This is a genomic window from Pleomorphomonas sp. NRK KF1 (assembly GCF_023721755.1).
In the GTDB taxonomy this organism is placed as follows: Bacteria; Pseudomonadota; Alphaproteobacteria; order Rhizobiales; family Pleomorphomonadaceae; genus Pleomorphomonas.
The window spans coordinates 1-22296 of sequence record NZ_JAMDLH010000014.1; the positions used below are offsets into that span (position 1 = coordinate 1).

Genomic DNA, 22296 nt, shown 5'->3' on the forward strand with positions numbered 1-22296 from the left:
CGTCGCCAGAAAACTCATCACCATCCTCAACGCCCTCATCCGGGACAATCAACCATGGCGCGAACAAAACGCTTGACCGACAAGACAGTCGCTCTCTCCAACTCTCCCCCACAAGGGGGGAGAGGGCGCGGCTTGGTTCTAGTCAGAACCTATTTCTTTGAAAGATTGCACCTTTCGGCTCGACGAGCTCTCTCCCCCCTTGTGGGGGAGAGTTGGAGAGAGGGGTTAAGGCCACAGGCCTTCATTCTCCCGCGTCCCCTCAGCCCTTCCCGGCCACCTTCTCGCTGAGCACCCGATTGGGCGACACCTTGCCGGCTTCCTCGTCGGCAATGTTGCCCATCGTCGTCTTGGCGATGGCGAGCAGCGCTTCTTCGGTGAAGAAGGCCTGATGGCCGGTGATCAGCACGTTGGGGAAAGTCAGCAGGCGCTGGAACACGTCGTCCTGAATGATCTCGCTGGAGAGATCCTCGAAGAACAGGTCGGCCTCCTGCTCGTAGACGTCCAGAGCGACACCGCCGAGCCGGCCGCTCTTCAGGCCGCCGATCACCGCCTCGGCGTTGATCAGCGCGCCGCGCGACGTGTTGATCAGCACGAAGCCGTGCTTGGCGCGGGCGATCGCCGCCTCGTCGATCAGATAGTGCGTCTCGGGCGTCAGCGGACAATGCAGGCTGATGATGTCCGATCGCTCCATCAGCTCCTCACGCCCGACATAGGTGACGCCGATCGCCTTGAGATCGTCCACCTCGTAGCGGTCGTGGGCCACCACCTCGCAGCCGAAGCCGAGGCGGTAGGTGCGCGCCACCAACGCGCCGATGCGGCCGGTGCCGACGATGCCCACCGTACGGCCGTGCAGATCGTGGCCGAGCAGGCCTTCGAGCGCGAAGTTGTTTTCCCTCACCCGTGCCCAGGCCCGGTGGATGCGGCGATCGAGCGCCAGCAGCAAGCCGACCGAGAACTCGGCGACCGCGTGCGGCGAATAGGCCGGCACGCGCAGCACCGTGACGCCCTTTTCCTCCGCCGCGTCGAGGGCGACGTTGTTGAAGCCGGCCGCCCTGAGCGCCACGATGCGCGTACCGCCCGAGGCCAGCGCCGCGATCACCTCGGCGTCGAGAGTGTCGTTGACGAACGCGCAAACGGCAGGAAACCCTTCGGCGAGTCGCGCCGTCGTCCGGTCGAGCCGCGGCTCGAAGAAGGTGAGGTCGTGGCCGTAACCGGCGGCGGCTCGGCTCAGGAAGGTGCGGTCGTAGGGTTTGGTGCTGAAAACGGCAACGCGCATCGGGCTCTCCGGGTCGGTGGTCCGGAACGAACCTAGCAGGCGCAGGCCACAAGAAAAGAGGGATCGCGGGCCAACGATTGGACACGACGAGATCGGCGACGAAAGGGACGGGCCCGCCGACCGGCTTCAGTCGGGAGAAGCGAAGGCAGTATCCTCTGGATCATCGAAGACCGGCAGAACGTCGAGCAGAAGCGCAGATCTCTCGATGATGGCCGCGGCAATAGGAACCGCATTGGCAGCCGATGTAATGCCGGCCCCGGGAAATTCGGGCCGTGGGTCGTCGATAAAGACCAGAAGAACGAAAGCCGGGTCCTCCATCGGGAAGGCTGCCGCGAAGGCGTTGAAGTTGTTGTTGTGCGAGTAGCGACCGTCGATGACCTTTTCGGCCGTCCCCGTCTTTCCACCCACGCGGAAGCCGGCGACATTCGCCTTGCGCCCCGACCCTTTGACGGCATTGAGACGGAAGAGATAGCGCATGTCTTCGCTGGTCTTTTCCGAGACCATCTGAACGGCGAGCGCACGCGCCTCCTCTTCACTGCGCGGCAGAAGCGTTGGTGGCACCAGTCGGCCATGGTTCATGATGGCTGCTATGCCCACCGCCGTCTGCAACGGCGTCGTGGCGAAACCATGCCCGAAGGCGCTGGTCAGCGAGTTGACCTGCCGCCAGACGCGCGGAGATACCGGCGTGGCGACCTCCGGCAGCTCGAAGGCCACCTTGCTGAGAAGGCCGGCTCGCTCGAGAAACGCCTTGTGGTTCTCCATCCCGACGGCAATGGCCTCGCGGGCCGATCCGATGTTCGAGGACTGCAGGAACACGTCGACCAGGGACAGCGGCTTTCCCTTGCTGTGCGAGTCGTGGATGACTTGCGAGCCGACAACCAGGGGATGACTGGCGTCGTAAATCGTCGTGAGCTTGGCATTGCCCAACTCCAGCGCCATGGCCGTGGTGAAGGTCTTGATGGTAGAACCCATTTCGAACACGCCACCGGAAACCCGATTAAGCCGGTCCTTCTCGGCAGCCTCGGACGGAGTGGCAGGATCGAAGTCGGGCAAGGAAACGAGCGAGATCACTTCGCCCGTCTTGGCATTCAGGATGACAGCGCCGGCGGCGGCCGGATGGTATTGCTCCATGGCCTTGTCGAGCACCTCGTGCACAGCATGCTGCACCCGAGCATCGATCGTCAGCTGGCTGGCTTTGATCTGAGCTCCATTCATCAGGCCGGATTTGCGGAGCGCGCCGAAACTGGACTGATCGAGCCACCTCTCAAAACCGGAAATGCCGCCGTTGTCGATATCGGTCAGTCCAATGACGTGAGAGGTTTCCCTGCCCTGCGGATAAAAGCGCCTCACTTCGCCGCGAAAGCCGATCGCCGGAATGCCGAGCCGCTTGATCTCGTTGGCCTGATCTGGAGTAAGGCCGCGTTTCAGCCATACGAACGACGCCCTGCTCTTCAGCCGCTTGTAGATTTCCTCCCTCGTCATGTTGCCCAGAACCCCCGCCAGGGCCTCCGAGGCTTCATCGGCGTCGACCACCTTTCTCGGCTCGGCGAACAGCGAGAGCACCGGAAGATCGGTCGCAAGTATCGCACCGTTCCGGTCGACGATATCCGGCCGGGCGACGGTCCGGTCGAGCGTGGACACTTCCTCTTCGGGCGAGGCCTGCAGACCGATGAGCGCGAGCTTGCCGCAGATCATCAAGTAGACGCCGGTAAACAACACGCAAACAATCATCAGTCGGCTTCTGGAGAGCGCGTCGCGCGAATTTCCAGGCCGAAACGTGGCAGAGAGCAACGGGAATCGCATACTGTTTGGAACTTCGGAACCCTCCCCGGCCCATGAGGTCGAGGAAACGCAAGACGATGAGGTCTATCGCTAATGCAATTCCAGTAGCATTAGTACGATTAACGGATTGTTAAATGGCGGAACGCGTCCTCATCAGGCCCGGCGGGCGTAGCGAACGGATACAGAAGGCCGTTCATGCTGCCGTCAACGCGTTGAAGGCTGAAAACCCCGACAAGGAAATCACCATCGCGCAGATCGCGGGAAGGGCAAATTTGCCACCATCCACAATCTACCGTCGGTGGGGCAACCTTACCGATCTCCTGGCGGCCGTTGCCGAGCAGCGCTTCCTGGCAGATCCGGCGGTTCCGGATACGGGAACGTTCAAATCGGACCTGTCGACGTGGCTGGAGCAGTTCATCGACGACGTCTCGTCCGGACCGGGGCTGGTTCTCCTGGAAGAGCGCGTCGCCAACGTCGTCCTGGCTCGAAAGACGGCAGGATACGCCTATGCCAATCTCGACGTTCTGTGTCGGCGGGCCATCGCCCGCGGTGAACCGGCGCCGACGCCGGACTGGCTGATGAACCTGCTCGTGGCGCCAGTGATCTACCGCATTCTCTTCATTCGCCAGACCATCTCCAAACCGTTCCAGGAAAAACTTGTCGAGTTGGTCACGTCCCACGCTTCGGAGCTGACGGAGAACCAGGCGCAGCCCTCCATAGGGGAGCTGGTCGAGTTTCCATCCGATCCGTGAATGGGACGGTTTGCCATCAGCAAAACAACGCTTGTGGCTGGACCAGGATCGATGTGAAACTGAAGCCATGCGCTTTCTCGCCGGCCTTCGCTTCGTTGTCGCTGTCGCTGCCCTGCTTGGTCTTCTGGCCGGCCAGAGCGCAGCGATTCCGGCTGGCGTGGGTCACGTTGCCATGATGGCGGCGACGAGCTTCGCCCATGAGTGCTGCGAAACGACGTCCGGTAAGCCCATAGAGAAAACGAACCTTGCCGGCGACTGCGCAGGCATCGGTTGTTTCATGGCCGCTCCCGCCCTGTTGCCGATCGAGCCGGCCCTTGCCTTCGTCGCGGACCGTGCCTCCGAGAAACCCCTCCTCGCCATCGGCCTCACGGGGCGGACGCCGCCACCGCTTCTGGAACCGCCGCGCGCCTGAGCGACAGCATCCATCCAACATCTTCGATCGGTTCCGCCAGCGCCTAACGCTTCTGGAGCGTCGCGTCTGGACGGACATCATCACAGGCAAACACCATGAAATCTCAAGTTCTCGCGATTCTCGCCCTCGTCGCGTCCACCTCGCTTGCCGGCGCCGCCGGTCAGAAGGTCGACGTCATCCTCAACGAAGGCTGCATGTGCTGCCACGAGTGGATCAGCCACATGCAGGCGGCCGGCTACGCGGTGGCCGCCACGGAACTCGACTACGACGCCATCACGGCCCGCAAGACGGAAATCGGCATTCCCGAGGATGCCGCCTCCTGCCACACCGCCATGGTCGAGGGTTACGCCATCGAGGGGCACGTGCCGGCAGCGCTTGTCGACCGACTGCTTACCGAGAAACCGGACGCCGTCGGCCTCGCCGCGCCCGGCATGCCGCTCGGCTCGCCCGGCATGGGTTCGGACGCCGACGCCGAGCCGTTCGACGTGCTGTTGATCGGCAAGGACGGCTCGACCCGCGTCTTCGCCACCGTCGAGCCCGACCGAGGCTGACGAACGCAAGGCGGCCGGCGGCATCCGCCGGTCGTCACCTCGCCCTGTCACCACCTCGAAGCACGCCCTCGAGGGCTTCCCAGAGCTGCAAACTCACGAGGCGGCAACAACTGAGATTGAAAGGCATTAGCACTTTCATCAGGTAACGAAACAGCTCGTTCACGTCGAAAATCGAGAGCCTCAGAGACCGTCTAAACGTTTGATTCCAAAGGCTCGACCTTATCTCCCTGTTAAGTGTTGGCAGGCTTCATGGCAGTACGTATTCCCCCGGAGCCTCGTCCCAAATGTCACTCAGGAATCTGTCACTGCTTTCGAAGGTTGTCCTCGTCGCCAGCACCATCGGTCTCGTCGCCATCACGGGCGCTGCCTACTTCGGTTGGCAGACCAACGCAGTGAGCAGCAGCTATGAGAACTTGCTGAAAAACAACGCCCAGGCTCCGTTCCTGATGGCGCGCGCCAACCGCAACCTGTCCGATGTCGTGGCCTCGCTGTTCAAGAATGCCGCAGCCACGACGGAACGGGATAACGCCGAAGCCACGGCCGCGCGTGACAAGGCCTTTGCCGAAGCGCAAGCCAACTTCGCCAAGGCGGCCGAGCGCCTGCCCGCACATGCGAGCGAGATCGCGAACTTTGCGGATCAGGCCAAGGCAGTGCTCGCCGGCGTCTGTTCCGAAGTGGCGCAGCTCTCGACCAGCACCGATGTCGCTCAGAACGCCAAGGCCCTCCAGCTTCTCATCAGCGACTGTCAGCCGGCGATCAACAACATCCAGCAAGCCATGGTGGTCTTCAACGAACAGGTCCTGAAAAACGTCGGACTGCAGATCGACGACAATCGCGCAACGGTGACGCAGACGATCTGGGTCACCATAGCCGGCATTCTCCTGGCGACCCTTGCGATTGGTGGCGTCGCCATCGTCGGCATGCGTCGGTCGGTCACGCAACCGCTGTCGGTCCTGCTCCAGCAGATGCGTGCCATGCAGGACGGAGACTATGGCGTGACGATCGCCAACCGGGATCGCAAGGAAGAGATCGGGCGGATCGCCAGCAGCCTGGAAGAGTTCCGCTCCAGCCTCAAGCTGGCCGAGGATGCCCGCCAAGCCGCCGAGGCGGTCAAGGCAGCCGAGGCGGCGGAACTCAAGCGCCGCTCCGATCTGACCAACGAGTTCGCCGCTCGCATGGAACAACTCTCCGAATCCTTCGCCGGGTCCTCGACCGAGGTCGCCGATGCCGCCAGGAACCTCTCGGCTACCGCCGAGGAAACGGCCCGGCAGGCCCAGTCGGTCGCCGGGGCCTCGGAAGAAGCCTCGACCAACGTCCAGACGGTCGCCGCCGGCACCGAGGAGCTGTCCGCGTCGGTCGGCGAGATCTCGCAGCAGGTGACCAACTCGTCGAAGATCGCCAAGGAAGCGGCGGCCGAAGCGGCCACCTCCAGCAAGAACGTCCAGTCGCTGTCGGTCTCGGCCCAGCAGATCGGCACGGTGGTCGAACTGATCAGCAACATCGCCGCCCAGACCAATCTTCTGGCGCTCAATGCCACCATTGAGGCGGCGCGGGCCGGTGAGGCCGGCAAGGGCTTCGCCGTCGTCGCCGCCGAGGTCAAGCAGCTCGCCGACCAGACCGCCAAGGCGACCAGCGAGATCAACAACAAGATCACCGAGATCCAGTCCGCCACCGGCGTCGCCGTCGAGTCGATCTCCAGGATCGTCAAGACCATCGACACCATCCAGCACGCTTCCGAGGCGATTGCCGGCGCCGTCGAGCAGCAGGGAGCGGCGACCAGCGAGATCGCCCAGAACACCCAGCGTGCCGCGCAGGGCACGGCGGCCGTCAACCAGAACATCTCCGGCGTCGGCACCGCCGCCGAGATGACCGGCGCCGCCGCCACGCAACTGATGGGGCTGTCGGATGCCATGAACGGCAACTCGGCGACGCTGCGCCGCGAGGTCGAGGCCTTCATCAGCAACCTGAAGGCCGCCTGAGCGTCCCCAACGCTCAAAGCCTCCCGAAGTAACCGGAATGATCGCCCCTCGCGCCAATGGCGCGGGGGGCTTTTCGTTGCCGACATGGCCTGCCTCTCCTGGCAACCCTGGAAACCGCAACTTTTGCCGTCCATATCCGTTAAGGTTGCATGCCCCGCGACGGGGACGCGTCACGGACCCAGATCGGAACCTTGGAATGGACAGTACGATGTCACGAACCGAAGCGGCGGCGGCCCACAAGCAGACGACCGACGAAGTCGTCATCTCGTTCGAAACCGACGCGCGAACCGGCCTGTCCCAGATTGAGGCCCAGAAACGACACGCCGAGGTCGGCCCCAACGCGCTGACCTCGGAAAGCCCGCCGCCCGCGTGGAAGAAGTTCCTGGCGCAATTTGCCAACGTTCTGGTCGTCCTGCTGCTCGTGGCCGCGCTGGTTTCCGCCGGACTCTGGTTTGTCGAGCGCGACTCCGGCATGCCCTTCGAGGCCATGGCCATCTTCGCCATCGTCATCCTCAACGCGGTCATGGGGTATATTCAGGAGGCCCGCGCCGAGCAGGCCGTCGCCGCCCTGCAGCAGATGTCGGCGGCGCATGCCAACGTCCTGCGCGACGGTACGCGGCAGAGCGTGCTGGCGACCGAGATCGTCCCCGGCGACATCATCCTCATCGAGGAAGGCGACACCGTGCCGGCCGACGCGCGACTGATCGAGGCCGTCTCGCTGCAGATGGCCGAGGCCCCGCTCACCGGCGAAAGCCTGCCGGTGGCGAAGACCACAGCGCCGATAGCCTCGGATGTGCCCCTCGGCGACCGCTCCAACATGATCTTCTCCGGCACGGCGGCAACCTACGGGCGCGGCCGCGCCGTGGTGGTGGCGACCGGCATGCACACCGAGATCGGCCGCATCGCCGGCATGCTGGAGGATACGCCGGAGGAAACCACACCGCTGCAACGGGAACTCGACAAGGTCGGCCGGCTTCTCGGCGCCGTCGTCGTGGTGATCGCCGTGGTCATGATCACCACCATCCTGCTGGTCGAAGACGTGCATGGCCTCTCGGCGATCTTCGACGTGCTGATCCTCGGCGTGGCGCTGGCGGTGGCCGCCATCCCCGAAGGCCTGCCGGCCATCGTAACGGCGGTTCTCTCCATCGGCGTCCAGCGGATGGCGCAGCGCAACGCCATCGTCCGCCACCTCGCCGCCGTCGAAACGCTGGGCTCGGCCAACGTCGTCGCCTCTGACAAGACGGGCACCCTCACGCGAAACGAGATGACGGTGCGTGTAGTCGCCACCGCCAGCGGACGGACGACCTTCTCCGGCACCGGCTACGCCCCGGAAGGGGAGCTCGGCGGCGAGGACGACGCCCCCGGCGGCGACCGTCTCGCGGAAACCTTGCGCGCCCTCACGGTCGCCGACCGCGCCAACAACGCAACCCTGGTGGAGAAGGACGGTCACTGGTCGGTCCAGGGCGATCCCACCGAAGGCGCGCTGATCGTCGCCGCCCGCAAGGCGCGGCTTGAACAGGGGGCGCTCGACGCCCGCTTCGACCGTGTCGGCGAGGTGCCCTTCTCATCCGAACGCAAGCTGATGAGCACGGTCCACACCGACAGCGACAAGCCGGGGCACCTCCGAATACTCACCAAGGGGGCCCCGGACGTCTTGCTCGCACGCTGCTCGCACGAGTTGGTCGGCGAGGAGGCGCGGCCGCTGTCCGACGCTCGCCGCGACGAGATCGCCGCTCTCAACGACAGCCTGGCCGGAGAAGCGCTCAGGACGCTCGGCCTGGCCTTCCGGACACTGGACCGCGACGATGCGTCGACGGAGGCCTTCGACGACAGCGTCGAGCGCGACCTCGTCTTCCTCGGCCTCGTCGGCATGATCGACCCGCCGCGCGAGGAAGCCAAGACCGCGATCTCCAAGGCAAAGGCGGCGGGCATCCGTCCCATCATGATCACCGGCGACCACCCGGCCACCGCCTCGGTCATCGCCGCCGAGCTCGGCCTGTCCGACGGCCGCGCCGTCACCGGCACCGAACTGGAGGCGATGACCGAGGATGCGCTCGGCGAGACCGTGCGGGACGTGTCGGTGTTCGCGCGCGTCAGTCCCGAGCACAAGCTGCGCATCGTCAGAGCGCTGCAACGCCACCGCAAGACGGTTGCCATGACCGGCGACGGCGTCAACGACGCTCCTGCCCTCAAGTCCGCCGACATCGGCATCGCCATGGGCATCACGGGCACCGACGTCTCCAAGCAATCGGCCGACATCGTGCTCGCCGACGACAACTTCGCCTCCATCGTCGCGGCGGTCGAAGAAGGCCGCGCCATCTACGCCAACATCCGCAAGTTCCTGCGCTATCTCCTGTCGTCGAACATCGGCGAGGTCATGACGATGTTCTTCGGCGTGCTGCTGGCCGATGCCATCGGCCTGATGGCGGCGGGCGGCGGCGGCTTCGTCCTGCCGCTCCTCGCCACGCAGATTCTCTGGATCAACCTCGTCACCGACGGCGCGCCGGCGCTGGCGCTCGGCGTCGACCCGGCGGATGACCGCGTCATGCGGCAACCGCCGCGCCCACGGGGAGAGCGCGTCATTACGCCGGCCATGTGGGCGGGCATCCTGTTCGTCGGTCTGGTGATGGCGGTCGGCACGCTCGCGGTGCTCGACGCCTCGCTTCCCGGCGGGTTCATCGAAGGCAGCGGCACCATCGGCTATGCCCAGACCATGGCTTTCACGACGCTGACGCTGTTCCAGCTGTTCAACGTCTTCAACGCCCGCTCCGACCATGCGAGCGCCTTCCGGCGCATGTTCGAGAACCGTTGGCTTTGGGCGGCCGTGGGCCTGTCCCTCGTCCTGCACGCCGCCGTCATCTACACGCCGTTCCTGCAACAGGCCTTCTCGACGACCAGTCTGAATGCGACCGACTGGCTGCTCTGCGCCGCCGTGGCGAGTTCGGTGCTGTGGTTGCGCGAGGCCAGCAAGCTGATCGGACGTTTCTGGCCGGGAAACGCCTAAAGGCTAAATGGAAAGCCATCGTCTTCCTCGTGATAACTGTCGATGGACGACAACCGAAGGCAAGCAGGCCGGAATGTGACGCATGGCACTCTTCTACTGGAACACGCATCTGGAGACCGGAAACGTTCAGATCGACGGCCAGCACAAGCGACTGTTCGAGCTGACGAACGACATCGCCGATGCGGTCTCGGGCCAGGGTTCCCTGCCGGAAGTCCAGGCCCTGCTGGCCGAACTGATAGACTATGCCAACACGCACTTCTGCGACGAAGAGAAGCTGATGTGTCGCTCGTCGCTCGGCGAGTCCAAACGACATCAGCATATCTGCGCGCACCGCGCCTTCTACAATCGCGTGCAGGAAATCGCGGCGAAAGCCGATCTCGAACAGGCCGAGGCGGTGAACGAGATCCTCAACTTTCTCGTCAACTGGCTCGTCGGCCACATCCTGAAGCTCGACCACCGGATGGTTCACGCGCTGCCGGAACGCGCCGACGAGAACGCCCCCTCCCTGTCGGTCCAGGAGATCCTGATCGCGGCGCTCAACGAGTCCGAGCGCCGCTTCCGCCAGTTGGCCGAGCAGGCGCCGACGATGCTGTGGTTTGCCGGCGCTTCCGGCGCGCGCGAGTTCGTCAACAGGGAGTGGTCCGAGTTCATGGGCCTCTCCGAAGCCGACATGAAGGCCGCGGACTGGAGCCTGTTCCTGCCCCCCGACGACCGGGAGCGCTACCGCGCCTTTCTGGACGAGAGGTTGCGCAAGCACGACGCCGGCACGATCGAGTACCGGATCCGCGCCAAGGGCGGCCATCTGAAATGGGTCCTCGAAAAAGTCATGCCACGGCTCGACGAGGACAGGTTCGTCGGCCTCATCGGAGCCGATACAGATATCACCGCGATGAAGGAAACGACCACGACGCTGGAACAGCTCGTCGCGCAAAGGACGAAAGAGCTCGAGCGGCTGGTCAACTCCGACCCGCTGACCGGCCTCCTGAACAGGCGGGCCTTCGACGAGCGGCTTGACCTGGAAATCCAGCGCGCCCAGCGATACGACCGCCCCCTCTCGCTCCTGTTCATCGATATCGACCATTTCAAGGAGGTCAACGACCGCTACGGGCACGTTGTCGGCGACGAAGTGCTGCGGGCCGTGGCGACCGTCCTGAAGAACGGCTTGAGGGCGACGGACGCCGCCTGTCGCTACGGCGGCGAGGAGTTCGCCGTCATCCTCGTCGAGACCGACAGGCTTGAAGCCCTGTCGATCGCCGAGCGAATTCGCATCGCCGCCGAGAACAAACGGATCGACCAACTCGACAAGAGCACCACGATCAGCGTCGGCGTATCGGCTCTCTCGCCTGACGACATGGCCGTGGACCTCATCCAGCGGGCCGACGACTCCATGTACGTCGCCAAGAAGAACGGCAGGAACCGGAGCCACATGCAATGATGGCGGCTCGCCGCAAGCGGACCATCGGCCGCCCCCCCAATTGACGAAGGCTTGGAACAACTTCGCCGCGGAACGGTTCTGGTCGAGCTCTGTCGGCGTCGCGTCGGCACGGGTCACACCCCTTGCACTCCGGAGACCGCCATGCACGCCGAAGCCATGATCCGCACCCACCCCGCCCTGAACGGCCCGATCGACACCAGCCTGCTGCGCGCCATCGAGGAATGCCTGGACTGCGCCCAGACCTGCACCTCCTGCGCCGATGCCTGCCTCGGCGAGGCGCAAGTCGCCGACCTGCGCCAGTGCATTCGCCTCAATCTCGATTGCACCGACATCTGCGCCGCGACGGCGGCCATCGCTTCGCGTTACACCGGCTCGAACGATGACGTCCTGAAGGCGGCCCTGCTTGCCTGTCGCGACGCCTGCCAAGCCTGTCGCGCCGAATGCGAGCGTCATGCCTCGATGCACGAACACTGCCGCGTTTGCGCGGAGGCCTGCCAACAGTGCGAAGACGCCTGCGTGGACGCTGCCGGTGGCATCGGCTTGTCGCGGCAATAACCGGAGACGCGTCCAGCAACCGATCGCCCGCACCGAGGCGGTCTCTTCAGGCTTTCAAACTGCAAGGGGAAAAGTGGTGGGCGCGTACGGGATCGAACCGTAGACCCGCTGATTAAGAGTCAGGCGGAATATCCAGTCCTTCCAGATACTTGGCCTGTAAACCGTGCCTATGCGGAACAGACGGTGACGACAGAAGACAAAACTGCTGTAAACGGCGAGTTGGTGTCATGGCCGATAAACGTCCACCGAAAGCCTGAGAACATGGACGAACCGGCGACCGTTTACCCTACCGGGCAGTGGATCCTAGGGGAGCCAAAGTTCTCAATCCCGCAGCTTCACGCCATACCTTAGCCCATTTTGCGCTTGCGCCACGGCGACTTCTGATGTGAGCCTGCGCACCAAGCTTGTTGAAGGATCTCGTTCATGCGGGCCATGCCGCTGCTGTTGCTTGCCGTTTACGCCTCAAGTTACCTCGATAGACAGATCTTCAGCCTGCTGCTGGAGCCGATCCGGCTGGACTTGAACTTCACCGATCTGGAAGTGGGACTGGTGTCCGGCCTGGCGTTCTCGGTGGTCTATGCCGTCGGTTTGATCCCGGCCGGCTATCTGGCAGCGAGATGCAACCGGCGCAACCTGGTGGCCCTGTCGGCGCTGCTGTGGGGGGCGATGACCGTCGCTTGCGGGCTTGCCACCAGCTTCTGGCAGCTCCTGGGTGCCCGCGCGGCCATGGCGTTGAGCGAGGCCGGAGCCTTGCCGGGGTCGCACTCCCTTCTTTCCGACCAAGCGGCCGAGCAAAACCGCCTCAAGGCGTTCGGCAGATTCATGACCGGCCCGTCGATCGGCGGGGTGCTGGCGGTGGTCATCGGCGGCGTGATCGGGCAAGCCTATGGCTGGCGGTCAGCGATGATCGTTGCCGGGGTCCTCGGCAGCTTGCCGGGCTTGTTTCTGTTTCTGGCCCGCGAGCCGGCGCGCGCCTACTTGCCAGAGACGAAGGATGCCGAAACCGCTTCGCTGCCGCAACCATCGCGGTTTCGCGACGTCGCGCGGACCATTCTCGGCACCCCTGCCGCTTGGCTGGTGACCCTTGCCGAGGCCACCAACCAGATCGTCGTCGCCGGGGCAGTCGTCTGGTATCCGGCGTTCCTGATGCGCGTTCACGGATTCTCCCCGACGCAGACCGCAGCTCTGATAACGGTAGCCAGTCTGTTGGCGATTTCCGGAACGCTTCTTAGCAGCCGAGTGATCCAGCGGCTTTCGTTGCGTCGTCAGGCCTGGCTGGCGTGGGGACCGGCTGTACTCCTCGCGTTGACCAAACCTTTTGCCGCAGTGTTTCTGCTCTCGGACCAGCCCGTCGTCTTTCTTGCGGCCTTCCTGGTGCCCGCCGCCTTCTTTCTTTCGACCTATGCACCGACCATCTCGCTAATCCATGGCGCCGTCAGTCCGGGCCAGCGGCCTCTCGCATCGGCGCTGCTGTTATCTCTGGCGACGATCATCGGGATGGGGGTCGGCCCGGCGCTCGTCGGGTGGGCGAGTTCCCTCGTCGGCAGTGGCGATGGCGCCTCGCTTCGCTTCTCTCTCCTCGGGCTTCAGGCCTTCGGCCTTGTTGCATGTACGCTCTACTGGTTCGCAGGCCGGCGGCTCGACGCCAACCGTTCTGAAGCATCGCTTACCCCGGCTGCGACAGCCAGCTCTCCGAACTCGCGGCGTTGAGGGCGGCGCGGTAGAGGTGCTGGCGGAGCCAGTCGATTCCCGGGTCGGCCGTCTTCTCGGCGAGTGTTGCGATCTGGATGCGATGGCCGGATGTCTCAAAGGGCGGGGGCAACACCTGCAGATCGTAATGCTGGGCGGCTGTCCTGGCATAGGGGCCGGGGAGCATGGCGATCAGGTCGCTTGACGCAATCAGCGACGGGATCTGGATGCAGTTCGAGACTTCGCAGACCACACGCCGCGTTATCCCTTGCGAGAGCAGGACGGCTTCAGCATGGGCACGCATACGCGAGTCCTGTTTCAGGACGATATGCGCCGCATCGCAAAACTGCTGCTTGCTGATCGTCCCCTGGATCTGCGGATGGCCGCGCCGGGCGACGATGACAGCCAACGGAACGTGGAGCGGCATCAGATCGACGCCGGGCACTTCGCGCATGATGCTGTCTACGGCGATGTCGGCTTCACCGGCCAGCAAGGCCTCAAGCGGCGGCATGACTTCCTGCCCCATAACATAGAGCTTGAGCCCGGTCGACCGTTTCGAGATGTCCTCAAGCAGGCCCGGGATCAGCGAAACAACCGTGAAGTCGTTGAGGGCGAGCCGAAAGGTGCGGACCGCCTGAGACACGTCGAAATCGCGATTGAACGAGAGACCGTCCCTGAGGATGGCGAGCGACCGTCTCACCGGATCGATCAGGCTCTCTGCAAACGGGGTCGGGGCGACGCCCTTGTCGGCACGCTGAAACAGCGGGTCATTGAACTGTTCCCTGAGGCGACCTAGCGCGTTGCTCACCGTCGGCTGGTTCATGCCCAGTTGCCGTGCCGCCCGCGTAATGTTGCCGGTGGTGTAGATCGCTTCGAATATGTGGAGAATGTTCAAGTCAATATCGCGCAGATCCATCCCGTTCTCCCAGAAATGCCCGTTCGGTCGCCGCTTCCATCACTCGAGCCAGACGCGCTCGATCTGCTGTTGTCTCAGCCTCGACGACCACAACGACTATTCAGATTCGGCATGAAGACGGCAATGCCGCAAGGAAAATCGCGGCTCCTGGCACGCAATTTGGGGTCCGCGATGCAAACTCCTGTTTGCCGCTGCGGAGATTTAGCGATGCCCGCGATGATCGTGCCCGAGACCGTGATAGGCCGTGAATGACGTTACGTTTCAAAATGGTTACTTTTTGGGGCGAGGGAGCGCCATCGTTCGTCGAGCTCCGCAGCGGGTGCCAAGGTTTCAAATATTTGATTCAAATGTCTTTTTGCACGTCAATCGGTCCGTAACCGTCGGGTTGAGGTCTGCATTATTCAGATACGAAATAATCTCTATTTTCTCCGCTGGGATTGTCCGACGAGTTGAGGTTCCGTAGAACGACGCAAAGCCTATTGGGGAAAATGCCTAGGCGATCATGCACGGGTTGGTGTTCCAGGCGGTAATCATCACAAGCTTAGGCCGTCTGTACTGGAGGTTTTCTGTCGGATCCAAGCTCGTCTGAGATAACAACTTGGTTTTTCTTGAGACCGGGCTTGATACGAAGAATTTTTCGTCCGTGAGGACATTTGGGCAGGACAACAAACGTGGTCGACGCATGACGTCCGCGAACGGTGGAGTCATGCGAGGCAGAGGTAAAGCCGCGTCGCGATGCGAGTTGGCGGCTTTGAGTTTGGAGTGGCGTCATGTTGGGACGTAAGGCGTTGCATGCTGCCCCCGTCGCGGTCAGGAGTCAGCTCTCGTCATCACTCGCATATCGAGGAGCGAGGCCGCGCCATGGGCTTCTGATGCGGACAACGGCGGTCGTGACATTGGTCGTGGTCATGCCCGCCCAGGTTTTGGCCGGCGCGGTTTTGCCCACCGGCGCTCAGGTGGTGGCTGGTTCGGCAACCGTTGCCGCCAGTCCCGACAGCCTCGTCATCAACCAGACCTCCTCCGCCGCGATCGTCAACTGGAACACCTTTTCCATCGGAGCCGGCGGCTCGGTGCTGTTCAACAACGGCTCCGGCTCGACGCTGTCGCGGGTCACCGGAAACGTCACCAGCCAGATCGACGGCCAGCTGTCCGCGACCGGCACCCTGTATCTGGTGAACCCGGCCGGCGTCGTTGTCGGCCCCGGTGGCAAGGTGACCACTGGCGGGTCGTTCATCGCTTCGACCCACGACATTACCGACCAGGATTATCTCGATGGTGGGTCGGCGACGTTTTCCGGTAACTCGACCGCTTCCGTCGTCAATAACGGTACGATTGCGTCGGCCAACGGCGATGTGGCGCTGATCGCCCGCCGGGTCGAGAACGCCGGCACCATCAATGCTCCCAACGGCACCGCGGCGCTGGCGGCCGGCTATGACGTCTTGATGAGCGACAACTCCGGCGAGAACGGCAAGTTCGCCGTCAAGGTCGGAGGCTCGGACACGGCGGTCGTCAACTCCGGCACGGTCAAGGCCGCAGAGATCGAGATGCGCGCCAATGGCGGCAACGTCTACGCGCTGGCCGGCAACACGGAGTCGGTCATCAAGGCGACCGGCGTGTCCTCGTCCGGCGGGCGGATCTTCCTGACGGCGGAGAACGGCGGCAAAGTCAAAAGCACCGCCCACATCGTCGCGCGCGCACCCACCGTCACGGTACTGCCGATCCCCCGGCCGGCCGACCTCGATGGCGGCAAGGTGGTGGTCAGCGGCGGCACAGTCGATCTTGCGGGCACGGTGGACGCCTCAGCGGAAGGCGAAGGGACGACGGGCGGTTCTATCATCGCCATCGCCTCGGGTCAGGGCATCTACAGCGGCGACCTCCTGGCGCAGGGCGGTACCGGCGGCGCTGGCGGCACGGTGGAAACATCGGGCCACAGCGTCGACTTCACCGGCATTTCGGTAAACACCTCTGCGGTCGGCGGCACCACCGGCAATTGGCTCGTCGACCCCGAGGATCTGACGGTGGATGCCGCCTCGGCAGCGACCATCTCGTCCAACCTCGCCACCACATCGGTGACGCTGCAAACCACCTCCACGACGGCCAGCGGCACTGGCGTCGTCACCGCCGGCGGCAACGGCGACATCACCATCGCCTCGGCGATCTCATGGTCGAGCGGCAACAGGCTGACGCTCGACGCCTACAACAACATCGCCATCGACGCGGCGATCACCGCCACCTCGGGCGGGCTGACGCTGACGGCGGGCAACGCCATTTCCGCGAGCGCCGGCATTTCCGTCGGCAGCTACATCCAGACCGCCGGCGCCTTCAGCCAGATCGCCGCCACGCTGCCGACCTTCTCGGCGACGGATTTCGATATTCAGGGCGGCTCCTTCCTGCGCGTCACCGGCGGCGACGGCACCAGCGCCACGCCCTATCTGATATCCGACGTCTACGGCCTGCAAGGCGTCGGCTCGTCGTCGACCTACCGGGCGGCGAACTGGGCGCTTGCCAACGACATCGATGCGAGCGGCACCGCGAGCTGGCATTTCGGCGCCGGCTTCGTTCCGATCGGGAACGCGAATGCGTTCACTGGCACGTTCAACGGTCAGGATCATACCATCACGGGCCTGACCATCGACCGCCCCACGACCAGCTACGTTGGTCTCTTCGGGAGGGTCGGCACCTCGGCCACCAGTCCGAGCACAACCTGGGTCCAGCATCTGGGTCTCATCGATGTCGACATAACCGGCCTGGGCACGGTCGGTGGCATAGCCGGCGCCCTCAGTTTTGCGCAGCTCATGAACGACTACGTCACCGGCACCGTGACGGGCGACGCGACCATCGCCTCGGGGTATGTCGGCGGTCTGGTCGGCGCTGTGGACGGCGGGGGCGTCTTCGCTTCGTATTCCGAGGCCAATGTCAGCGGCGGCACTTCGGTCGGCGGGCTGATCGGATTCGCGGTATCCGGCGTGGTTCAGACCTCCTACGCTTCCGGCAATGTCAGCGGCACGAAGTACGTCGGCGGACTGATCGGCATAAACCGCGCTACGCTCCGGAACTCGTATGCGATCGGAGATGTGTCCGGCACGAGCAATGTCGGCGGATTGGTCGGTTACAATCAACTCAGTGGATACATTCAGTATACCTACGCCTCGGGCGCGGTCAGCGGCACGAGCAATGTCGGCGGGTTGGTCGGGGCCAACAACAACGTAGTCTTCGACTCCTATTACGACATCGACACCACCGGACAGTCTGTCGGCATCGGGTCCTACACCAATGCCGCCTCCTACAATGTTGCCGTTGGCCTGACGACCGCCCAAGCCCGCACGGCGTCGAGCTATTCGGCATTCAGTTTCGGCAACTCCGGCATCTGGTTCATGATCGACGGCCAGACCCGGCCGTTCCTGCGCAGCGAGTATTCCACCACCATCACCAACGCCCATCAGCTCCAGCTGATGGCGCTGGACCTCTCCGCCGACTATACGCTCGCCACCGACATCGACGCCTCGGCGACCTCCGGCAGCAACGCCTCCGACATGTGGGCCGACAGCGGATTCATGCCGATCGGCACTCTCGCCCGCTCCTTCAGCGGCAGTTTCGACGGTGCCTATCACACCATCAGCGGCCTCACCATCAACCGCCCATCGTCCGACCGTGTCGGACTGTTCGGGTATTCCTACGGGGCGACAGCTACCCGCGTCGGCCTTACCAACGTCAACATAACCGGCAAAGACATGGTCGGCGCGCTCGGCGGTCAATTCTCGGGCCAGGTCACCGACTCGTTCGCGACTGGACATGTGTCAGGCGGCTGGCAGGTCGGTGGTCTGCTTGGCGAGGCTGACGATCTCTCCGTCGCCGGGTATCTCAACACCCGTCTCTACGCCAATGTCGCGGTGACCGCCTCCGGCGGTGAGGGGGGCGGTCTTGTCGGACAGAACAACGTGCCGCTCACACAGGCCTATTCGGCCGGATATCTGTCCGGCTCGGCGATTAAAGTGGGCGGGGCCATCGGTTATAATTTTAGTGCGGCGACGCTCACCAACGTCTATTACGACAGCCTGACCACCGGGGCGTCATCCGGCCCGACCACGCCGCAGACAACCACCCAGTTGCAGGCCGCCCTGCCGTCGGGTTTCGATCCCAACTGGGCCATCGTCGCCGGCAAGAGCTATGCCTATCTGAAAGGCTTCTATTCGGGCGGCACACCGGTCGTCGTCTCCGGAACTGCCTACAGCAGCAGTTCCACCGCGTTGGCGGGCGTCACGGTGAGCGCGGTTTCCGGCGGAAGCTATGTCGGCAGTATCTCGACCGGCGCCAACGGCTATTACAACATTCTCGCGCCCAGCGGCTCGCTGAGCGCCACCGGCGTTCTGACCTATCTCGACGATGCATCCGAGCAGGGCGTTTCCTTCACGGACAACGTCACGCCGTCTGCGGGCCAGACTGGCCTGAACCTCACGGGCGGCGATTTCGTCATCCAGACGCAGGGCAGCGCTCTGTCCGATACGCTTTCGTTTCTTCAAGGCACGCTCGGTTCCTTTGGCGACAGCGATCTCGGCACAATTTCCGTCGCCGGCGGGAGCCTGACGGCAAGTCTCGACATCAATCTCTATGCCATTGGCTCGACGCCCTATTCCCTCGACGGTAATGTGATCTCCACAGGGGGAGGGCTCTACCTCCAGAGCGTCGGCGGCAGTTTTGGCATCACCGGCGTTCGCAGCTTGAACGCCCGTAGCAACCTCACTCTGGCGTCGTCTGCGAGCTGGAGCGACAGCTCGACGCTTTCGCTTTCGTCGAGCGTTGGCAATATCAGCCTGAAGAGCGTGACAGGAGCATCCGGTTCCCTGACCTTGGCGGCGGCAGGTCGCGTCTACCCGTTGGGAGATGTGACGGTCGGTTCGCTCACACTGTCCTCCGGTATCTGGACCCAGGTCGGCAACGCACAACCCGCATTGAGCGCGGCGGACTTCAGGGTCTCGTCGGGTGCAACCTTCATCCGCGCGTTGGCGGGCAGCGGCGCGTCGACCGACCCCTATCAGTTGTTCGACGTCTACGGCCTGCAGGGCATGGCTTCGACCAGCCTGCTCTTCAAGAACTTCGTGCTGGCCAATGACATCGATGCCTCGGGTACCGCCAGCTGGAACTCCGGCGCGGGATTCACGTCGATCGGCAGCACTACCATCGCTTTCTCCGGCACGCTGAATGGCCAGGGCCACACGATCACCGGTCTGACGATCAGTCGCGCGACGACCGACAACGTCGGCTTGTTCGGCGTCACCCTTTCGACCGCGGCGATCCGCGATGTCGGGCTTGTCGGCGGCAGCGTTACCGGCCAGACCAACGTGGGCGCGCTGGTCGGCCAGAACGCCGGAACCATTGCCAACGCCTATGCGACGGCCGACGTCAACGGGACGACGTCTGTCGGCGGCCTGGTGGGCCTCGACTACGGCACGATCGACGGTTCCCATGCGACCGGCGCCGTCCAGGCGACGACCAAGGCAGGCGGGCTCGTCGGCTACGGCATGGGCAACACCATCCGCGACTCCTACGCGGAGGGCAACGTCACCTCGACGTCCGGCGGCTACATCGGCGGCCTCGTCGGCGTCAGCGCCTCGTCGTCCACCCTCACCAACGTCCATGCCAGCGGCAATGTCAGCGGTACGGTCTACGTCGGCGGACTGGTCGGCAGCAATGCCAGCGTCATCAGCGCGTCCTATGCGACGGGAACGGTCAAGGGTGCCAACTATGTGGGCGGCCTCGTCGGCGGCAATTTCTCGGCCGGCACCATCGGCACCTCCTTTGCCACCGGCGCCGTCGGCGGTGCCGGCTCATCCAATGTGGGCGGTCTCGTCGGCCTGAACAACGGCACGGTCGCCAACGCCTATGCGACCGGCAGCGCCACCGGCAACTTCTACGTCGGCGGACTGATCGGACAGAACAACAATGGCGCAGTTACCGACGCCTATGCGACGGGTGCCGTGACGGGCAGCAGCTTAACCGGCGGGCTGGTCGGCGGGAACGCGGGCACCGGCGCGGTGACCGGCTCCTTTTATGACAGCACGTCCACCGGCCAGTCCGACACCGGCAAGGGCGCCGGCCTGACCAGCGCCGAAATGACGGACGCCTCGTCCTACACCGGCTGGGACCTCGCCACCAACGGCGGCTCATCGTCGGTCTGGCGCATCTACGACGGCTATACCGCACCACTGCTGCGCGCCTTCCTCACCGCTACCACGGTGACTGCGACCAACGTCTCCAAGACCTACGACGGCGCGGCTTACGCGGGTGCCTATACCGCCAGCTACTCCAACCCGTCGGCGGTACTGCTCGGTACGCTCGGTAGTAACCTTTCGAGCACAACAAACGCCGGCACCTATGACATCGGCGGACTCTATTCCGATCAGTTCGGTTACGACATCACCCTCTCGGGATCGCTGACCATCGGCAAGGCCTCGCTGACGGTCACCGCGACCAATGCCGCCAAGACCTACGACGGCCTCGCCTACAGCGGTGGCAACGGCGTGACCTACGCCGGTCTGGTCAATGGCGAGACCGCGTCGGTGCTTGGCGGGTCGCTGACCTATGGCGGCACCGCCCAGGGTGCGGTCAACGCCGGCAGCTACAGCATCACCGCCTCCGGTCTCACCTCAGGCAACTACGACATCAGCTATGTCGCGGGAGCCCTGACGGTGAACAAGGCGGCGCTGACGGTCACCGCCAACAGCGCCGCCAAGACCTACGACGGCCTCGCCTACAGCGGCGGCAACGGCGTGACCTACGCCGGCCTGGTCAACGGTGAGACCGCGTCGGTGCTCGGTGGCTCCCTCTCCTACGGCGGCACGGCCGACGGTGCGGTCAATGCCGGCAGCTACACGCTCACCGCCTCCGGCCTCACCTCCGGCAACTACGACATCAGCTATGTCGCGGGCGCCCTGACGGTGAACAAGGCCTCGCTGACGGTGACCGCCAACAGCGCCGCCAAGACCTACGACGGTCTCGCCTACAGCGGTGGCAACGGCGTGACCTACGCCGGCCTGGTCAACGGCGAGACCGCGTCGGTGCTCGGCGGGTCGCTCTCCTACGGCGGTAACGCCCAGGGCGCGGTCAACGCTGGCAGCTACACGCTCACCGCCTCCGGTCTCACCTCCGGCAACTACGACATCAGCTATGTCGCGGGAGCCCTGACGGTGAACAAGGCTTCTCTGACGGTGACCGCCAACAGCGCCGCCAAGACCTACGACGGTCTCGCCTACAGCGGTGGCAATGGCGTCACCTACGCCGGTCTGGTCAATGGCGAGACGGCGACGGTACTCGGCGGGTCGCTGACCTACGGCGGCACGTCGCAGGGCGCGACCAACGCCGGCAGCTACACCCTCACCGCCTCCGGCCTCACCTCCGGCAACTACGACATCAGCTATGTCGCGGGAGCCCTGACGGTGAACAAGGCCTCGCTGACGGTCACCGCCAACAGCGCGTCCAAGACCTATGACGGTCTCGCCTACACCGGTGGCAACGGCGTGACCTACGCCGGTCTGGTCAATGGCGAGACCGCGTCGGTGCTCGGCGGAACGCTGACCTACGGCGGTAACGCCCAGGGGGCGGTCAACGCCGGCAGCTACACGCTCACGGCCTCCGGCCTCACCTCCGGCAACTACGACATCAGCTACGTGGCCGGCGCCCTGACCATCAACCCGGCGGCGCTAACGCTGGTGATCAAGCCGGCAGCGGTGTCCAAGACCTATGGTCAGCTGGCAGCGCTTTCGGCCTACTCGGTACTCGGCACGCTGCAAGGCAGCGACGCCATCAGCTCGGTGACGCTGTCCAGCGCCGGCGCGGCGGCGACCGCCAATGTCGGTAGCTACGACATCACGGCGTCGAACGCGGTGTTCTCGTCGGGCTCGGCGTCGAACTACACCATCACCTACCAGACACTGTCGAACGGCCTGAC

12 protein-coding genes are annotated in these 22296 nt (G+C 64.2%); 9 read left to right on the forward strand and 3 right to left on the reverse strand.

What is annotated here, in order from left to right; translation table 11 throughout:
- Window positions 1-259 precede the first annotated feature (259 nt).
- Both M4J39_RS22605 and M4J39_RS22610 read right to left on the reverse strand, forming a co-directional pair.
- Window positions 260-1276 (reverse strand): 2-hydroxyacid dehydrogenase, encoded by a 1017-nt coding sequence (locus M4J39_RS22605; protein WP_251730766.1) that lies wholly within the window; start codon window positions 1274-1276, stop codon window positions 260-262.
- A 126-nt stretch (window positions 1277-1402) separates the two neighbouring features.
- On the reverse strand, window positions 1403-3007 hold the full coding sequence (locus M4J39_RS22610; RefSeq protein ID WP_251730767.1) for a penicillin-binding protein 2: 1605 nt from the start codon (window positions 3005-3007) through the stop codon (window positions 1403-1405).
- Between the two features lie 185 nt (window positions 3008-3192).
- Between M4J39_RS22610 and M4J39_RS22615 the strand changes: the two genes are divergently transcribed.
- From M4J39_RS22615 to M4J39_RS22650, 8 genes are all read left to right on the forward strand, one after another.
- A complete protein-coding gene (locus tag M4J39_RS22615) occupies window positions 3193-3810 on the forward strand; it encodes a TetR-like C-terminal domain-containing protein (protein WP_251730768.1) in 618 nt (205 codons plus the stop codon).
- Window positions 3811-3877: 67 nt separating this feature from the next.
- The gene (locus M4J39_RS22620) at window positions 3878-4222 is read left to right on the forward strand and encodes a hypothetical protein (protein ID WP_251730769.1); all 345 of its coding nucleotides are present in this window, start codon (window positions 3878-3880) and stop codon (window positions 4220-4222) included.
- A gap of 95 nt (window positions 4223-4317) precedes the next feature.
- Window positions 4318-4773 (forward strand): DUF411 domain-containing protein, encoded by a 456-nt coding sequence (locus tag M4J39_RS22625; protein ID WP_251730770.1) that lies wholly within the window; start codon window positions 4318-4320, stop codon window positions 4771-4773.
- A 284-nt stretch (window positions 4774-5057) separates the two neighbouring features.
- Complete coding sequence (locus tag M4J39_RS22630; protein WP_251730771.1) at window positions 5058-6752, forward strand: methyl-accepting chemotaxis protein; 1695 nt, start codon at window positions 5058-5060, stop codon at window positions 6750-6752.
- Between the two features lie 208 nt (window positions 6753-6960).
- Complete coding sequence (locus M4J39_RS22635) at window positions 6961-9756, forward strand: cation-translocating P-type ATPase (protein ID WP_251730772.1); 2796 nt, start codon at window positions 6961-6963, stop codon at window positions 9754-9756.
- Window positions 9757-9838: 82 nt separating this feature from the next.
- A complete protein-coding gene (locus tag M4J39_RS22640; protein ID WP_251730773.1) occupies window positions 9839-11191 on the forward strand; it encodes a bacteriohemerythrin in 1353 nt (450 codons plus the stop codon).
- A gap of 141 nt (window positions 11192-11332) precedes the next feature.
- A complete protein-coding gene (locus M4J39_RS22645; RefSeq protein WP_251730774.1) occupies window positions 11333-11746 on the forward strand; it encodes a four-helix bundle copper-binding protein in 414 nt (137 codons plus the stop codon).
- A gap of 423 nt (window positions 11747-12169) precedes the next feature.
- Window positions 12170-13456 carry an MFS transporter gene (locus tag M4J39_RS22650; protein WP_251730775.1) on the forward strand — a complete coding sequence of 429 codons (1287 nt, stop codon included), beginning with the start codon at window positions 12170-12172 and terminating at the stop codon, window positions 13454-13456.
- Here the strand turns inward: M4J39_RS22650 and M4J39_RS22655 are convergent.
- Window positions 13413-14330: a LysR family transcriptional regulator gene (locus M4J39_RS22655; protein WP_251730776.1), complete on the reverse strand. Its 918-nt coding sequence runs from the start codon at window positions 14328-14330 to the stop codon at window positions 13413-13415. The two genes, M4J39_RS22650 and M4J39_RS22655, sit on opposite strands and share 44 nt — an antisense overlap.
- Before the next feature lie 911 nt (window positions 14331-15241).
- Here M4J39_RS22655 and M4J39_RS22660 point away from each other — a divergent pair.
- The coding region (locus M4J39_RS22660; protein ID WP_251730777.1) for an MBG domain-containing protein at window positions 15242-22296 on the forward strand (7055 nt) is incomplete at its 3' end.